9 protein-coding genes are annotated in these 17512 nt (G+C 38.5%); 5 read left to right on the forward strand and 4 right to left on the reverse strand.

Features of this window, described 5'->3' with window-relative positions; translation table 11 throughout:
* Positions 1-306 precede the first annotated feature (306 nt).
* Both I3259_RS11480 and I3259_RS11485 read left to right on the forward strand, forming a co-directional pair.
* Positions 307-930 (forward strand): hypothetical protein, encoded by a 624-nt coding sequence (locus tag I3259_RS11480; protein ID WP_238029754.1) that lies wholly within the window; start codon positions 307-309, stop codon positions 928-930.
* Between the two features lie 72 nt (positions 931-1002).
* The gene (locus I3259_RS11485; protein ID WP_238029755.1) at positions 1003-1806 is read left to right on the forward strand and encodes a helix-turn-helix transcriptional regulator; all 804 of its coding nucleotides are present in this window, start codon (positions 1003-1005) and stop codon (positions 1804-1806) included.
* A gap of 38 nt (positions 1807-1844) precedes the next feature.
* On the opposite strand, the gene I3259_RS11490 is transcribed toward I3259_RS11485, so the two are convergent.
* From I3259_RS11490 to I3259_RS11505, 4 genes are all read right to left on the reverse strand, one after another.
* Positions 1845-2129 carry a hypothetical protein gene (locus I3259_RS11490; RefSeq protein ID WP_238029756.1) on the reverse strand — a complete coding sequence of 95 codons (285 nt, stop codon included), beginning with the start codon at positions 2127-2129 and terminating at the stop codon, positions 1845-1847.
* Positions 2130-2374: 245 nt separating this feature from the next.
* The gene (locus tag I3259_RS11495; protein WP_238029757.1) at positions 2375-6772 is read right to left on the reverse strand and encodes a M36 family metallopeptidase; all 4398 of its coding nucleotides are present in this window, start codon (positions 6770-6772) and stop codon (positions 2375-2377) included.
* Positions 6773-7181: 409 nt separating this feature from the next.
* Positions 7182-9467 carry a patatin-like phospholipase family protein gene (locus I3259_RS11500; protein ID WP_238029758.1) on the reverse strand — a complete coding sequence of 762 codons (2286 nt, stop codon included), beginning with the start codon at positions 9465-9467 and terminating at the stop codon, positions 7182-7184.
* Positions 9468-9648: 181 nt separating this feature from the next.
* Positions 9649-11649 carry a replication initiator protein RctB domain-containing protein gene (locus I3259_RS11505; RefSeq protein ID WP_238029759.1) on the reverse strand — a complete coding sequence of 667 codons (2001 nt, stop codon included), beginning with the start codon at positions 11647-11649 and terminating at the stop codon, positions 9649-9651.
* Positions 11650-13006: 1357 nt separating this feature from the next.
* Between I3259_RS11505 and I3259_RS11510 the strand changes: the two genes are divergently transcribed.
* From I3259_RS11510 to I3259_RS11520, 3 genes are all read left to right on the forward strand, one after another.
* Positions 13007-14221 carry an AAA family ATPase gene (locus tag I3259_RS11510; protein ID WP_045085008.1) on the forward strand — a complete coding sequence of 405 codons (1215 nt, stop codon included), beginning with the start codon at positions 13007-13009 and terminating at the stop codon, positions 14219-14221.
* A gap of 7 nt (positions 14222-14228) precedes the next feature.
* Entirely contained in the window at positions 14229-15203 is a 975-nt protein-coding gene (locus tag I3259_RS11515) for a ParB/RepB/Spo0J family partition protein (RefSeq protein WP_045085007.1), read from the forward strand.
* Positions 15204-15303: 100 nt separating this feature from the next.
* A complete protein-coding gene (locus I3259_RS11520) occupies positions 15304-17397 on the forward strand; it encodes a GNAT family N-acetyltransferase (RefSeq protein WP_238029760.1) in 2094 nt (697 codons plus the stop codon).
* Positions 17398-17512: the final 115 nt, after the last annotated feature.

Here is a 17512-nt window from a genome sequence, read left to right on the forward strand (position 1 = left end):
TTTCAAGACCGGTGCTTTCAACCACTCAGCCATCTCTCCGTAAGTGCGGCGAATATTACCGATAGATTTAAATTCTGTAAAGCCTAATTTTAAGAAAAAACGCCACTCGATTAACAAATAATCAGAGTGTTACTAAAGGTAACAACGTCATCATTTTTTATCCATTTCAACGTTCGTTTTTCAAACAACACTACGCTTTACATACCATCTCTTCTCGCAAGGGATTAAACACAATACGCGATAACTGCTTATACTAAAATCAGTTATCGCGCTTTTAAGCGTTATTGAGATACACAAGGATGTTATATGTCATTCTATATAATACTTTTTGCTCTTATCTTCTTTTGTTCGGGCTGTGTTGCGCTCTATCCCGCTCAATGGCAAGCCATCACTGTGATTGATGAACTCACAGGTGAGCCTGTTTGTCGTGTACGCGCCATCTCTCCAATGCAAACAGATAGCAGCTATTATCCTATTGTTGATATGGTTCATGATCAGGTAAGAGTCGGCATACACAGCCCAGATCTAAATCCCTTACCCGTTGGCGACATTCAATTACAAGTAGATAGTCATTATCGTTGGCTAATCAAACACCGTGATACGCCCTATTATCTTCAACAGCAAATGGATATATCACCGCATATTCTGACCGGATACGATCATTATTTGAGTTACATGAAAAAATATCAACGGGATCAATTACAACTCAGTTTTACTACTGCAACGGCAAAAGCCTTGGCTTCGACATCTCCTTATACCGTTGCAACAGGTGATGCTGCCAAATCTTTATTTAACCAAATGCTAACGGGTAGATTTTTAGAATATCGAATACTTCAAACTCCATTACATGGATCAACAGCAGGCCGCTACCCTTTAACCACTGATTACCTTAAGGCATTACAAACTTGCGGTATCGACTGGTACCCATAACTTATCAACGTAGATCAATCACCTCAAACCTGCGTATACTATTCTCATCACATCGCTAACAGCTAAAGTTCAATGAAAAACGTATACCAACCTTTATTTGATGATAATAATCCACCCGGTGATATCTTTTTTGGTCATACGATTTTTCTCCCTAATACAGGAACGATGAAACATGCTCACCCGTGGGGACAATTGCAACTGATCAGTGGAGGGATCATTGAATTAAAGGCTGAGAGCAAACACTTTCTTGCCCCGCCTCAGTTTGCATTATGGGTACCACCAGCGATGGAGCATCAAAGCTATATTCGTCGTAGTTTAAATTATTGTTCAATGAACATTACCAAGCCACTAGCTAATGCGTTGCCGAATTATGCGTGTTTATTAGAAGTCAGCCCATTGATGCAAGCTATGGTGAGTGATTTACGAGAGCGCCGAATTGTTAGCCCTGAAACCCCGCAAGATAAACGCTTAGTGAAAGTGCTGTTTGATCAAGTATTAATGAGTAAAGAGCATCATCAATATTTACCAACAAGTGATGATAAGCTCTTACAAACAATATTGATTGAACTTGAAAAAAACCCAACCAATAATCGCAGCTTAGCTGAGTGGGCAAAATTGCTTCATACAACGGAGCGTACGCTTGCCCGTCATTTTAAAGATAAACTTGGGATGAACTTTACCGAATGGCGACAACGACGAAAGTTTATCTACTCTCTACATTTACTGCGTAGTGGTTTATCAGTAAAAGAGATTGCATTAACGCTGGGTTATCATCAGGCATCTCCCTTTATTACTGCATTTAAAAAGCAATCAGGCAGTACACCTGATCAATATCGCCAGCGCCTAGGTGATGAGGCGATGCCGCCGAAAATATAATTGACGATATTGTTACTGCTAGCATCAGTAATACGGAATTATTCACGATTCCAACGAGCAAATAGAATTTTACTACTAAGTTGGATAAACACACTACATTCACCATCGTGAATGTAATCAGATTGAAATTCAGCAATGGCATTATTGGCTAAATTTTTTACATATTGCTTGTTATCAACAATCACTATTTTAGTAAAACCACGCGAATACGGTGAGACATCGTGCTTTAAAAATTGCAGAGCGCGTTGAGGATCCCGCGTTGTGGTAATAATATCGGGGTAATGAGAAAGTCCATGCGTTATTTTTAATTTAAAAAATGCCATCACATATTGTCCGTAACTTGAATTTAGATGATGGTATTAAGATACGATTGACGCAGCAAGCACTCCTCTTTCGCTATTTATTCACTGTTACAGTTAATTACCTTCCACTCATTATTAGACATGTTTTGATACAGCTGTTTGGATAATGTTAAGAATAACGACACGCGCATAATACGAATAACAATATTACCCAACAAAAGAAAGCCTCGCTAAATAGCGAGGCTTAGAGTGTCACTCAATAAAAATTAATGACGTAATTGATCGAGTGGATAAGCATCTAACTCATCAGGGACTTGATCATCATCATCATCATCATCTTGGATGTCAGGTTTCTGATCTTTATCCGTATCTGTTAAGTGAGTACGAGTAATAATTTCATATGATACACCACCAATTTCTTGATTACTCCCCGTCGCAGTTGTACCTAACTGCATCACATCAAGATGGTAAAGTGCACTTTCTTTGTCTGTGATAGGCATAGGATCTGCGCTAAAGCGTAATTGCACATTCGCTTCATTGGCATTACCTGTTGGAGTTTGTAAATCACGAATAATAAATGGTAATTGGGTGATCTCTTGCCATTCATCGACTCCTGTAAACTCAAGCAGATTAATCGCTAATTTACCGCCATCGATTAAGAAACGTTGCTGCTCATCATGACCTATCTGAAGAATGATTTGATTATTATTAGCATCTATCCCTCTCGCAATAAACGAGACTTTATTTTGATAATTTGCTAATAAATCAACCACATTCATATTCCGCCATGCAATATTATTGTTCTGACGAGTATTATAATTAATGCTCGCTGTTTCAGGGAAGCTCATTGGATCTTGTGGATTAATCAATCTTGCCACTAAACAATAATGTCCCGTTGTTGGTGGCTCCCAAGTCACTGTCGCTTGTACATCAGCCCCCACAGGTAGAGTACCGATGGTATCAGTACCCAGCAATGTCCACCCGGTAGGCCACGTTAATCCCGTTGACGCATGTGCCCAATAAACTTCAACGGTGGTATTAAAGGCCGTTGCTGCACCACGATTTTTCACATTAACGTAAATTTCATTTTTCTGACCAAACTCTGGATTTTGATGCGGACCAGGGCTACCTGCTACCACACGGTTCCAAATCGCTTTACTGCGCCACATCGATTTACCAATCATATTGGCATCCGGCTCATTGCCCGTATCAGGTGCTGGACCAAAGTAATCATAATGGGTATCTTCAACCCACACATCAGCAGTCTCATCACATGAGCTTGGAATACCAAAGCCATTGGTAACATTTAAACTGTTACTACTTGGTGATATTGCATCAACACCGAGTCCAAAGTCTGCAAACGTACGCCAAATTAAACAAACATCTTCACCCGAATAATTATCGATAGCAGCTTGGATAATACCGTCGCGTGTATCAATAAAGCTTGGTGAACAAATGGTATTTTTCAACCCTTCGGTGAAATACAACATGGCACGTTGGTTACCGCTTCCCCCTAATGAATTATACAGATTAATATCAAAACCATGTTCATCAACCAATGCCCAGTACACTTCCCATGCCGCTTGTGCCCATACAGAGCCTATACCATGAGGCACTGACATACCGGAGATAATGCTTTCATAAGTGTAATTGTTAACAGCAGGATCGGTACTATAACGTTGCGGACGAATACCGGCACCCGAGGTTGGCTGACCTAATACATAAGTCCCCATCGCACGAGGATCGGCCCCTGTGAGCCCTGCGGGTTGAGTAATTATTAATGCATAAAGATCACTGATCCCTTCTGATGGTCGTTGGTAATTACTTAAACAACTCACATTTGCAGGGCCACCCACTAAACGATTAGAAATACCATGAGCATATTCATGGACAATAATCGCATTATCAAAATCACCATCACGTTGTGGTGAGGTGTACGACCATAAATACATTTGCATTCGAGGACGTGTACCATCCGCCGGCGTCCAGAAATTTGCATTATTCATCCCACCGCCATCTTGCGCTTCTGCCATGACATCATCACCACCCGCGCCAGGTGCTCCATATTGATTAACTTGGAAATTCCCAGATGCTTGATCAAAACCATAAAGGTAAGTGATATCGTGAATAATGTTATTCCAGTGGAATAAATTGGCCGTTGCGGCTTCACTACTGTCTTGTGGTGGTAGGGTGAAATCGAGCGGGAATACACAAGTAATGCCAACCATACAATCAGGCTCTAGTCCTGTTGGTGAACCAGAGTTATTTGAATCATTATAAGCGTGAACATTATTACCACGCATGATAGTAAACTCATCGCCAATGGTGGCATTAATATCATGCCATGCCCATGGTGAACCTGGACTTGCCGCTGGATTGACTTCAATTTGGCGAGCGTTAACAGGTGTTGCATGATTAGGTGATTCAACCGGATATTGGAACACTTCATAGCTGTGCTCATCAACCTGATCAAAGTAAGCTAGAAGTTCACCACTATTGGCATCAACCAGCATTTGATAAACATGACGTTGATCATGAGTGAAGAGTAAAAATGACCATGCTAAGCGTAGTTCATCATTTTTTACCGGCACATACACTAATTTAGCGTCAATCGGCTCTCTTGAAGCACTGGCGGCATTAACTTTGGTTGCTTGATCGTCTGCCCCCAGATCTTCACTTTCAATGGCTGGCTGGTGGCGAACCTTTATCCCCACTTTTTCAGCGGCATTAATGATCGCTTGATTGATCGAAATGGTGGGTGCTTGCTTGTTTAAGATCACTTGATCAATATGTGGCGAGAACGTATTGTTCACACTTAAAATACGGCCATCACGATTCACATTAACTTGTAGCAAAGCATTAAATACATCACGCCCATGACGCTTTTGTTGTAAGTAAAAGCGCTTTGCACCTGTTGCTGCGGTTTCGTAAACTTGTTGCTCGACATTGGCAATGTCAGTCGATGATAAATGTAATAATCGTCGATTATCTTCAAGAAAATCCATCACCACTTGCTCTGTGGTTTTACTTGGATCAGCATCAGTCAAATAACCCGTCTGATTATAAAGAACACGTGCGACACCAGTGCGTTTTTCATAGTCAATTTTAACTGGCGGTATTCTCACCATCAGGTCATTAGCAAGGTTTGTTTGCTCTGTACTGGGCGGAATATTGACATTTTCAGTTAAAGATACCCGCGTATCATAATTTCTTGGCTCAACAGCATCTGCTGGTGGTGATTCAGGGATCATTAAATATAAATCAACATTGTTGATACTGAGCGGCGCGGCATTAACGACTTTTTCAGCGACATAACCAATCGCTTTAGCACTAATATCATGCTCACCTACTGATGTATTAAACACAACCGCACCTTCACTGGTAAACGGATCTTCTCCAGTTACGCCAATAGGAGTTGTTGCGTCATCAATAAAGATTTGAGCATCTTTCACTGGGTTACCGTTTACATCATAAACATTCACCACAAAATGGGCATTAAGTGCCGTTACAACATCAATAGTTGTATCGTTAAAAGTCACCTGACAACCTAAGGTTTTATCATTGCGCTCTAAATGAAAACTTTCTGAAGTACAGCTGGCAAATGCAACAGTTGGATTATCCGCAGTATCGAAAAATTTTAATGTTAAAAACAAACCATGGGTCTGTGTTTGAGAAAAATTCAAATTCATCGGTAGCGTTGCGATATAACGATCAGGTGCATTTGGATCTTGGGTAAATATCACTTGATCATCAAACATTATCATATTGTTGGGATCCAATAACTTAAGCTCAGTATTAAGATCTGATAATTGCTGAACATGGGTAATGATCGAGTTAGGAATTTTAACCGTGATATCTGTAGTATCACCTTGCTCATTAAACGTAATGACGGTGACTCCCATCAACGGAACCACATCATAATTAACAACTGCTGTATTTTGATCAATATTTAATGCCTGATTAGGTACATCTAAATGCCCCACTTTTTCAGTATCATCATAGAAATTAATATCGACGAAATAGCTACCATATTGGATATTAAAAAAGAGATCAGATTGCGCTGAATTTTTATTAATTAAGAACTTCATCTCTTGATTATTATCAAGCCCAATACCAACAATAGGCGAACCTAAACCTAATAAATTGAGCTCACTAGGATCGACTTTAAAAAAGAGTTTAGCCATTTCAGGGTTAACGGAGACATCAGTATCAAGCTTTCCTAAAACAGGGGTTAAATTCATCGCAACAGGAGAATTACCATCGACAATATCGGTGTTCGCTTCACCATGATATTTTTGTCCATCATGTTCAATATCAAGCACAAGATCATAATTACCCGGCGCTAAGCCAACCGTTGTTTCAGATTCCACTTTAAAAGTATCAAGGTGTAGATACGCTTTCCAATCAAACTCATTAACAGTGTTCGTGGCTGTATTCGTGGCTTGTAAAGTACCGACTAATAAAATTGGCGATGATGCATTTTTTCCTATTTGTTCTGTTTTTGTGGAAGGAAGAGCCATACGAAATGCGGTGAATTCAGGCATAAAATCAACCGCCACAACTTCACTATCATTTATTGGTTCTGTTGTCTGTTCACTACCACCATTACAGCTCACAATACTTATTAGCATTGCGAGCCATATAAATACTCGGATAATTTTCATGAGCAAGCCTCTATGTCATCTCAAATTACTTTGCTGTAATACAAATTAACTTTGTGATTATAGAAACGGTTTACTTTTTATTTGTCTTGTTTAAAAGAAAGAAAATATTTAATAAATAAGTGCTATTTAATATGTAAAAACAAGATAAAAACCACATGTAATTAAATATATAATTAGGTAAAAAAAAAGCGAGCAGAATGCTCGCAAAAGTAATATACAATACAAAAGTAATTATTATTCAAGATCCTTCCTAAATAACGAATCCTCAGTATGATAAAACAAAGGTTATATCGGAAAGTATTTTTCCATACTCCTAGATATATTTGTCATAGCTATGTAAATAAGAAAAGTATTCACAACAAAAATACAGAAAGGTTAAGCAACATCACTTAACCTTCTCATCACCTATTTACCATTGACTGCCTAGTGATAGATAAAATGAGCTCTGTCCACCTTCAGCTTGACCATAACTAAAATATACCGGACCTAAGATAGAATCGACAGCAACATAAACGCTACCAGCAGTATATGCAGTGCCCCAAGACATATCAGACGATTTATCCCATACTCCACCATGTTCAATAGAGCCACCAAGATAAACCGGTAATTTAAACGCACCAAAGTTATTATCAATGACACGATAACGATAAATCATACTCGTAAATGCACTATAACGACCATTCAACTCGTAACGGTGATAACCCGATAAATTAAACAGTCCACCTAATCCTTGAGCAAAAATAGGCAACATTTCATCGGAATCTGATCCTGCCGTTTTAGCAGTTAATACCATGGTATGTCGTTCATAAGTAAATGGTTTCTTAAAAGAAAAATCATAAAAAACAGTTTCACCATGCACTTTACCACGAGATTCAAACTCACTTGTTGTCTCGTTATAACCTACTTTTAAATTGGTATATAGACCTTTAGAGGGGAAATAAAAGCTGTCTAGATCATCATAAGTCATGTTGATATAGGGGCCATGCAAAAAATAATCTTCTTTTTTCTTGTTATTAAGTAATGCAATCGAGCCTTTCTGGACGTTATAACCTAAATTTATTTCTGCCGAAGATTTTAAATTCCAACCAATAGCCGCGTAACCATTTGAATTTCTATATTCTGTTTCAATGTTATGCATAATATCTGTTTGATTGTTGTCGTAATCAAAACTAAAACGATCAAACTTACGCACTTCATTGCTTACACCACCACCAAACTCAGTAAAGAACTGTTGTTCGTAATCAAGTGGAAAATAAAACTCAGTATTAATTTTTTTCCAGCTACCTAATGAGAATTCAGTTAACCACTCACCGCCTTTATCGGTTAAATCGGTATACAAATATTGTGCACCAAAAGAGAAATTTGAACGATTGACAAAGTCATCTTCAAACGCCAGCGTAAAGTTTAAATAGCCCGGTCCCCATGATTTCTCATTGATATCCATATCAAGCACATTTTGTCCATCTTCATGTTTGATTTGATAGGTAATCCGACCATAAATATCTTCACTTTGTAAACGCTTCACGCTCTGCTCTAATTCTTCATTAGAAATGACTCGCCCCGTTTTTAAGTTAAGTTGTGAACGCAAAGTTTGATCTGGTAAACGGGTATTATTTTTTATTTTTATTTTATCAATGTAATACGCAGAGGCCGCGGTTAATTGACTCCGACGGCTTTGTTTTTCTTTCATATAAACATCGTAATCATGCTCTGATAATTGATAACGACGTAATTGCGGCAGCGCAGCCGTTGCTACTTTGATACCTGCTAAATATGCTTTTTGCATTTTATCAAAATCAGCCGCGGTCATAAATGAAACATCTGGCTGAAGATATACATCCCTTTTATTCATTAAACTTTTTTGCTGATCTGCACTCGCGTTAGTCATATAAGTGGTTAACTGAGCAACAATATTTAGCGCACTGTCGAGATCTTTACTCGGCATTAAATTATCACGTAAATCAACAGCGATAACCACATCAGCACCTAAAACCTGTGCGACATTAACAGGCATGTTGTTCACCACACCACCATCAACAAGTAACTTACCTTTCAAATGAACAGGCTTTAAAGCACCAGGGACGGTCATCGATGCTTGCATTGCTGTCGCTAAATGACCAGAGCTTAAAATCACAGGCTTCACTTTAGATATATCGGTGGCAACACTTCGATAAGGAATAGCAAGCTGATCAAAAGATTTTAAAGATGGGAGGTTATCTGTGACATTACGTAAAATTTTAGCAAACCCTTGCCCTTGAAACGCGCCTGAACGAGATTTAAATTCACCATTTAGATCGAGACCAATGTCAGTATGTAATTGATACCGATCATTTTGTTGTTTTCTACGTAACGTTAAATCATTACGACTAGCTCGATCAAGATAACCCTCTTCCCATTTTACACCAAAGGTACGACGTTTTACTTCTTTTGCACTTAACCCCATGGCATACATACCGCCAACATAAGCGCCCATACTGGTACCTGTTACGATATCAACAGGAATACGATTTTCTTCTAATACTTCCAGTACGCCGATGTGGGCAGCACCTTTTGCACCACCACCACTAAGAACAAGTCCAATCCGTTCTCGATTAAGTTTGGGACGTTCATCTGCACTCGCATACACAGTAAGAAACTGTACACTGAGTGCCATAAATAATACGGTTTTTATTATTTTATGCTTTTTCAACACCATGAAGTTCCCAATCTTTAGCGCCATCACAATGAAAATATTTTAACTAACGAGTTCCTATCATCGTTAAAATATTCACTAAAACTACTAATAACGTAATAAAATACACTAAATACTAAATATTCAGTTAATAATATGAAAAAAGAGCGTAAAAAACGCTCTTTTTCTTGCTAACACAACAGTTTTAGATACCTTTGGCAACATCATCAAGGGCTTTTAAAACTTGCTCATTAATATGGCCTTCATGGACAAGTTGACACACTTTTCGTCTCACCGCTAAACCTGAAATTAGACGTTCAATGGATAAATGACGCTCATCTTGACGACTGTTATACAACTCAACAGTACGACTTAAGGTTTCATAACTGACTTTTTCACCAGAAACATATAACCAATCAAGCTTCTCTAAGTAACCGTGGCACTCTTCAGTAATAACTGATGATGGATGACCAGTCATTGCAGATAAAGCCGTTATGCTTCGCTGGAGCGCTTCTGGTGAGGTATATTTAGATAACACAATCGTTAATTCATCAGCATTAATCTCAACAAGATGCTTACGCAACTTAATACGACGCCCTAACCGACCTTTTGGACGCGGTGCCTTTCGCTGAATCGGTTCAAACTCACCATCAATAATGGCAGATAATTGTTCCAATTCTTGCTTTGGCATGATCTCATTGCGTAACGGGTTTGGCATTGTTGGTGCCATCGTACGCTTACCTTCATTTGTCGTTTTAGCACGTGAATAACGGATCACTTCATCGGCATCACATTTAATATCGATACGATAATCTGTGTAACGTTTATCAGGCTCTTCAGCACTGATCGTTAAATGGTATCCCCATAAATTCACGGCAAAGATCGTTTCCGTTACTTTTCCTTCAGCTAACTTTTTCAATTCTCGAATAAGATCAGAAGAAAAACGTCGCCATTCAATATTTCTAGCAAGCTTTTGATTTAAATCACTTAAAAGCATGGAGTCATTGACACGGCGAGACATACGACTACGGAAAAAAGTATATAACTGAAACACAAGCGTATGCTGGCGTAAAATTTCAGGAGGAAACAAGAAAAAGTAATCACGTGTTAATAGTTCATCAAAAAATGAAGGTTCCCAAACCAAAATATACAAATTAGGCTTGATCCTGATCTCACCATCTTCCCCTTCTTGAGGCGCTTCTTCTGAAGCGGTGATCGTTCTAGCAATAAAACGAAAGCGATCACTCTTAAACCCTTCAGGCATATTTTCGCTCAGCCAACGACCTGTGAGTTCATGTAATTGAAAATCTGTAAATTCAATACGATCAATACTTTCTCGAATAGAGTCACGTGCTGGACCACTGTCTTTTTTGCCTCGTAAAGCCAGAATATCAGTGATATAGACAGGCGTTTTATTCGCCATCGATCGCGCTTGAATTTCATAATCTGCGATATGGTGATCATGATACTGGACCGTTAGGGTAAATAACGCAAACAATGTCATGAGATCATCTACCGTCATGATCGACTTTGATGATCGTGTTTCAATGATCGCTTTCGTACCACTGATCGCAACCATTGATTTTTGATAACTTTTTTTAGTTCTCGGTGGTGCTAATGCCTGATCAATGATCCCTGCCCAGCTGGTTGGGGAAACCACAATTTGATCAGCTTCATCAGGCATACTTGGTGGGGTACCTAAACCGTGTTCAGTCAGTAAACGTCGATTAACATGATTTTGTGCTAATGCTTTTGAACGTTTTTGCTTTTCTTTTTCTTTAAATTGGTCTGATTGTAAACTACCCGTGCCTAATTGAGAGATCAGCAAAGATGGATTGATGAAGTGATGCAGCATGGTTTTACCCGCTAAGCCTTCTTCGAACCTTACAGGCTGCTGATTAAATAATCCGACACTCACTGCTGCACGTAAGCGTTGTTGAATTGCTGCTCGCGTTAATTGACCTTCCGTTGCTTCAACAAGTTCAGTTGTTGATACATAACCATCTTTGCTTGATAAACCACGTAACGAAATAATATTGAGCAGTTCAATAATACTTTTGGTGACCCCTTTAAAATGTTGATACTGGGGAAGCCAATCTACAAGATTTGAATGGATCAAAAATAAATGACCATCTTTGTGCGATCTAGGGGCTTCGATCAATATTTTTTCAATTGGGGCATTTTCACTATTACGAGGTTGTTTCATTTGTCATTGACCGTAGATTCATCATCTTTCCGCAAAGATTAATAGAAAAAGATCAATAAATAAAGTTTTTTATTTAAAGAATTTTAATACTGATCTTTATGATTAATTCTGATCTATTTGATTAACTGATCTAATGATCTGGTTTCATTTTTCAATGTAACACTTTGTTTTAAAAGAATATAAAATAGAGGTATTACGGAACAATGATCATGGTTTTATCGGAAGTGTGATCAACAGTTAGTCGAAAACATGATCATAATAACATTGGAAGCATGATCATCTACATTCTGAAACGATGATCAACGTTTAATTGAAAGCATGATCATAATAGATTCAATGCTTGTTCACAGAGTTATCCACAGTAATCCTTTCTTGGTATTGATTGATCCTTAATTCCACGGTCAAAAGGTCATTTATTAAGGTTTTTTTACTCGGAACTATGATCATGTGAGTGTCGTTTGAGTCTTTTTGTTGAAATTATATTCACTTTTTAAATTATGATTCACAGTGATTACCGCAACCATAGCGATTAATGCATATTACATTGATTCGGAATATTACCAAAGAAGTGCTTATTTTATCGTTTTACATTAGGAAAAATGATCAAGTAAATGAATCTGCATTTCAAATATTTGGTCATTTCATTCAATATTGGCCTTTTGGCCTTGTTCCAAGGTAGATATTATTAGCTAAACCCTTATTGAACCTACACTCACCGTAACTTATCTCCTTTCTATCATGCTTCCGTAATTATAGTTGTAAATTGCTATTCTCCCCTTTTTACCTTGATCATTTTTCCAGAAAATAGGATCTAATATCGTCCAGAAGTTATGATTTATATTGTTCGTTAGAATGCTTGATCATCGTTTCATGATCGCCGTTATATTCTCGGAACAATGATCAAGATTTTGTTCATTCATTTAGCCTTTTTGGTGCTGTGATCTGCCTTTATCTGCTACTTATTAATTATTTGAATGAAATGGCTATGAAATTGATTGATTTCATCATACTGTTAGATCTTATGGTTATTTGTTCAATTTTAGGTTGATCTGAAATTGAAATAACATCTCCCGTAACTTAGCTTGTTTTTATCATGCTTCTGTAAATATCTATCTAAAATCAATTTACATTGTAAAGTTGTGACGTTGTAACATTTTAAATCTATCTCTTATTTCGGGTAGTTAATCACATTGTGAACGTAAAATGATGTTCAAATAATTGCCTTATATCTGCTTTTATCAAATATAAAGCTTTTTGACTTTAGATTGATATCACACTGACTGTTCAGCTTTTTATTGTTATCTTTTATATTTGCTGTACAATGTTGCTCAGTCTATCATCATGGCGAAGAGTGATAATGAATAGGGAACAGACGATCCAAAACTTGCTCAATATTGCAGAGCAAACAAAACAAGTACAAGCGGACCGAATCGAGATTGTTTTAGAAGAGCGTCGTGAGGAGTTATTCCCTCCGATGTCTAAAGCTTTAATGGAAACACGCTCAGGGTTAACAAGGCGTAAACTTGATGATGCTATTTCTCGTATGGAGGCTGATGGTCATCAATTTACGAAAAATAATGCTAATCACTACTCTATTACATTAGAAGAAGCCCATAAACTGATGAAAGCGGCAAAAAAGCCAGCTTTTCATGAGAGAGAAGGTGCAGGACGTAAGCCTTGGGTTGTCAATGTTCAGAATCAGAAAGGTGGTACGGGTAAATCAATGACAGCGGTACATATCGCTGCTTGTTTAGCATTAGATTTAGATAAACGTTATCGTATTTGTCTTATCGACCTTGATCCTCAGGGTTCATTACGCCTGTTTTTAAACCCTCTTATAAGTGTAGGCAAACAAGAAACGATCTATTCAGCTGTTGACGTTATGCTTGATAACGTACCTGATGGCGTTGAAATGGATAAAGATTTCTTAAAAGATAATGTGGTTATGCCAACCCAATATCCTAACCTTAAAACTATAGCGGCCTTCCCTGAAGATGCGATGTTTAACGCCGATGCATGGCAAGATCTTGCTGTAAATCAAGACCTTGATATTGTTCGTTTACTCAAAGAAAAAGTAATTGATCCAATTGCAGACGAGTTCGACATTATTATGATTGATACGGGTCCTCACATTGATCCGCTGGTATGGAATGCAATGTATGCATCTAATGCGTTAATCATTCCTTGTGCTGCAAAACGTCTTGACTGGGCATCTACTGTTAACTTTTTCCAGCATTTACCGACTGTTTACGAGATGTTCCCTGAAGATTGGCATGGCTTAGAGTTTATTCGTTTAATGCCTACAATGTTTGAAGACGATAATAAGAAGCAAGTTTCTGTGTTAACTGAAATGAATTACTTGCTTCGTGATCAAGTTATGATGGCCACAGTGCCACGTAGCCGTGCATTTGAAACTTGTGCTGATACCTATAGTACGGTATTTGACTTAACGGCAGCAGAGTTTGAAGGGGGGAAAAAGACCCTTTCAACCGCTCAAGAGGCTATTCAGCGTGTCGGTTTAGAACTAGAACGCGTTATGCATAGCCACTGGGCAAATCTTAATGAGGAGTAACTAACAGATGGCTATTAAAACAACTGATCTTAATGCTCGTCTGTTTGGTAAAGCGGACAAACGCCGCGCGACCAATGTAACAGAAGCACAAACAGCTGCACGTGATAAAGCAGCAGTAATAGAATTAGCTGTAGCAGGTGAAGAAACAGTTGCGTTTGAATTAATTAAAATTAATGCAGACGATGTCAGTACTAAAACCACTGTTTTTGCTGAGAATGCTCGTGAACAAGCATTTTTAAATGAGCATGCACTTGCTGATATATTATCGACATTGAAAGATCGCGGTCAGCAATATCCTGCTGTTGGCCGTTGGTTAGATGATGGTCGTATTGAAGTTTTAGACGGTAGCCGCCGTCGTATGTCTTGTATTTTAGCTCATAAAGATTTTTTAATTTATGTTGCTAAAGGCATTAATACTGAACACGCTAAATTTTTATCTGATGTCGCTAATGCTCATAAACCGCTAAGTTTATTTGAGCGTGGTAAAGAGATGCAACATCTACTTGATAGTGGAAAAGTTGCGGATCAAAAAGAGTTAGCGCGTTATTTACAATGCAGTGAAGCTCTAGTGAGTGGTGCTTTAAAAGCGGCAAGTTTACCGATGGAATTGCTGATGGCTTACCCTAGCGTTGGCGAGCTTGGTCGTCCTACGATTGTTAAACTTCACCGTGTGTTTTTTGGCTTAGACGCTGAACAACAGAAAAAAATGATTGAAGAGTTAAGTGCAGAAAATACGGCACTTTGGAAAACAATCAAAGCGCAAGGGATCAGCCGTATTACTCGCGAAGTGACGGTTAAACTTGAAGAAATGGGTGATGCACTTCAGCCAAAAGCCGTAGTTGAAAAACCAAGTTCTCAAGAACTCATTAAAGGTAAAGTAAGTTATACCCGTGATGGTGATAAGTTACAGTTACGTTTGAAAAAAATGAGCGATCGACAAGTCAGCGACATCCTTGATTATTTAAATGATTATTTGAAATAATCAATCCTTATCAAAGCCACGCACTCTAGCGTGGTTTTTTTTCATCTCAATTTTGCTTCACATGTTATGATCTCAACAATCATGTTGTTCAGGTTATTGTATGTTATCACTTCTTCCTACGTTTATTTCTCAGCTTCATGCGGACTCTCTTGCAGCTAATTGCCGCCGACTTGTTATTGTTGAAGGTGATCTTCACTGGGCGACTCAGATCACGCAACTATTTTCTGAACACTATTCAGCTATGCTTTGGGCGGGTGAAAATGCGCCTGAATCAATGCTTCAATGCCTTTTTAAAACAGCTAAAAAGTGGTTGGGACAAGAAACTGATTGTATTGCAATTAATGCTCACCATGGTATTGATGCGAATGTTATTGGTGCGTTGTCCGGCACAATAAAAGGGGGCGGGGTAATGTTATTACTCTTACCTCTTGGATGGAAAAGCGATGCTAACATTTCTCCATTTATGAAGCGGCTATCATTACTGTGTTCTGATCCGGATGTGATTATTTTATGCCAAGAGACTAGTATTCCTGTATTTAAACCTTGGATCCATCAGTCACATAAGAATGTTGATTTTACCTCTAGTGCTCCTCGGTTTTGCTTAACGCAACAACAAGAGCATGCAGTAGATGCCATTATTAAAGTCGCTGTTGGTCATAGGAAGCGCCCTTTAGTTTTATCGGCCGATAGAGGGCGAGGTAAATCATCTGCGTTAGGTATTGCTGCTGCAGAGTTAATGCTAACGCGAAAAATGAAAATTGCGGTGACGTCTCCTTCTTTTGCTTGTGCATCTACCGTTTTTTCGCAGGCCCAACAACGCTTGGTTGACGCTGATATTAGTCAACCTCATCGATTATTATGCCAAGGTAGTGAACTGCATTTTATCGCTCAAGATGTTATTTGTGATGTTGCGGATAACTATGATTTTGTCCTTGTTGATGAAGCTGCTGCTATTCCTGGTGATACCTTGATTGCGTTATTGAATCGACATAATCGTTTAGTCTTTGCCACGACGATTCATGGTTATGAAGGCACAGGTCGTGGTTTTGAAATTAAATTTAAGCAAGCCCTCAATAAAATAATGCCGCAGTGGAAAGCGCTTCATATTGAGCAACCCATTCGCTGGCAAGTAAAGGATCCTTTAGAGCAGTGGATTTTCAATGCATTACTACTTAATGCAGAGCACTCAACAATAGAGACATTATCTGATGTGACGATTTCTTATGATCTCGTAACCAAGGCTGAGCTTGTTGCAAACAAAAATTTATTGTCTCAAATTGTTGGTCTATTAATTCATGCCCACTACCAAACATCGCCTAATGATGTTCAACAACTTCTTGATGATGCTAGCCAACATATATTAGTCGCTTGCTCTGAACATCACGTGATTGGTTGCTGCTTGTTAGTCAAAGAGGGTGGGTTTGATGATGATTTAGCGCAAGCGGTTATGCTTGGGCAGCGAAGAATGAAAGGGCATTTATTAGCGCAATCTATCACAGCACATCTCGGTTTAAAAGCGGCAGCGAAACAGTCTTGTTATCGAATATTACGTATTGCTGTTTTACCTGCACTTCATCGTAAGGGGATTGGTCATCAGTTATTATCTTGTGCTGAGAAGTACGCTTTGTCGTGCGGCGTTGATTATATTGGTACAAGTTTTGGCGCTTCTGATGAGTTAGTAAATTTTTGGCATAACGCAGGATTTACTCCTATTCGTTTAGGTATAAATAAAGATGCGGCGAGTGGTCTGCATTCTTTACTCTGCGTTAAGGTATTCAATCCTCACTGCTATGACGCCTGGTTCAATGATGCGGCACTTTTATTTTCTGCGAGTTTCAGTGCTCAAAGAGTCGAACAGTTTCAACAACTAGCGCCTGAATTATTTCTTCGTTTATATAGAAATAAGAAGAGTCATTCAATTGATTATCAACTTCCTGAACCCTTTATTCAGTCGCAACTTAAAGGCTTTTGTGTGGGCGCATTAGGCTATGATTATGTGGTTGCAAGTATTGAAACAAGGTTATCATCTTATTTACTAAGTGATGATTGTACTCGAAATGCAGAATTGTTTTTTGCCATAGCAAAAGTGATGCAGCGCCAAGCTTGGACTGATGTTATATTTACCTTCAAATTTACTGGACGAAAGCAAGCTGAAAATATTCTTCGCCAATTTGTTAGCGAGAATCTTATCTAGTGTCGGTTCAAAGTGGGGGAGCACTGTTTACAGTGTAAATTGTTTCTCTCTTTTATTTACAGTGTAAATTGTATATTCACTTTACACTGTAAATTATCCGCTTATGATTTTCTTA

The sequence above is a fragment of the Photobacterium sp. Ph5 genome (assembly GCF_022129445.1).
In the GTDB taxonomy this organism is placed as follows: domain Bacteria; phylum Pseudomonadota; class Gammaproteobacteria; order Enterobacterales; family Vibrionaceae; genus Photobacterium.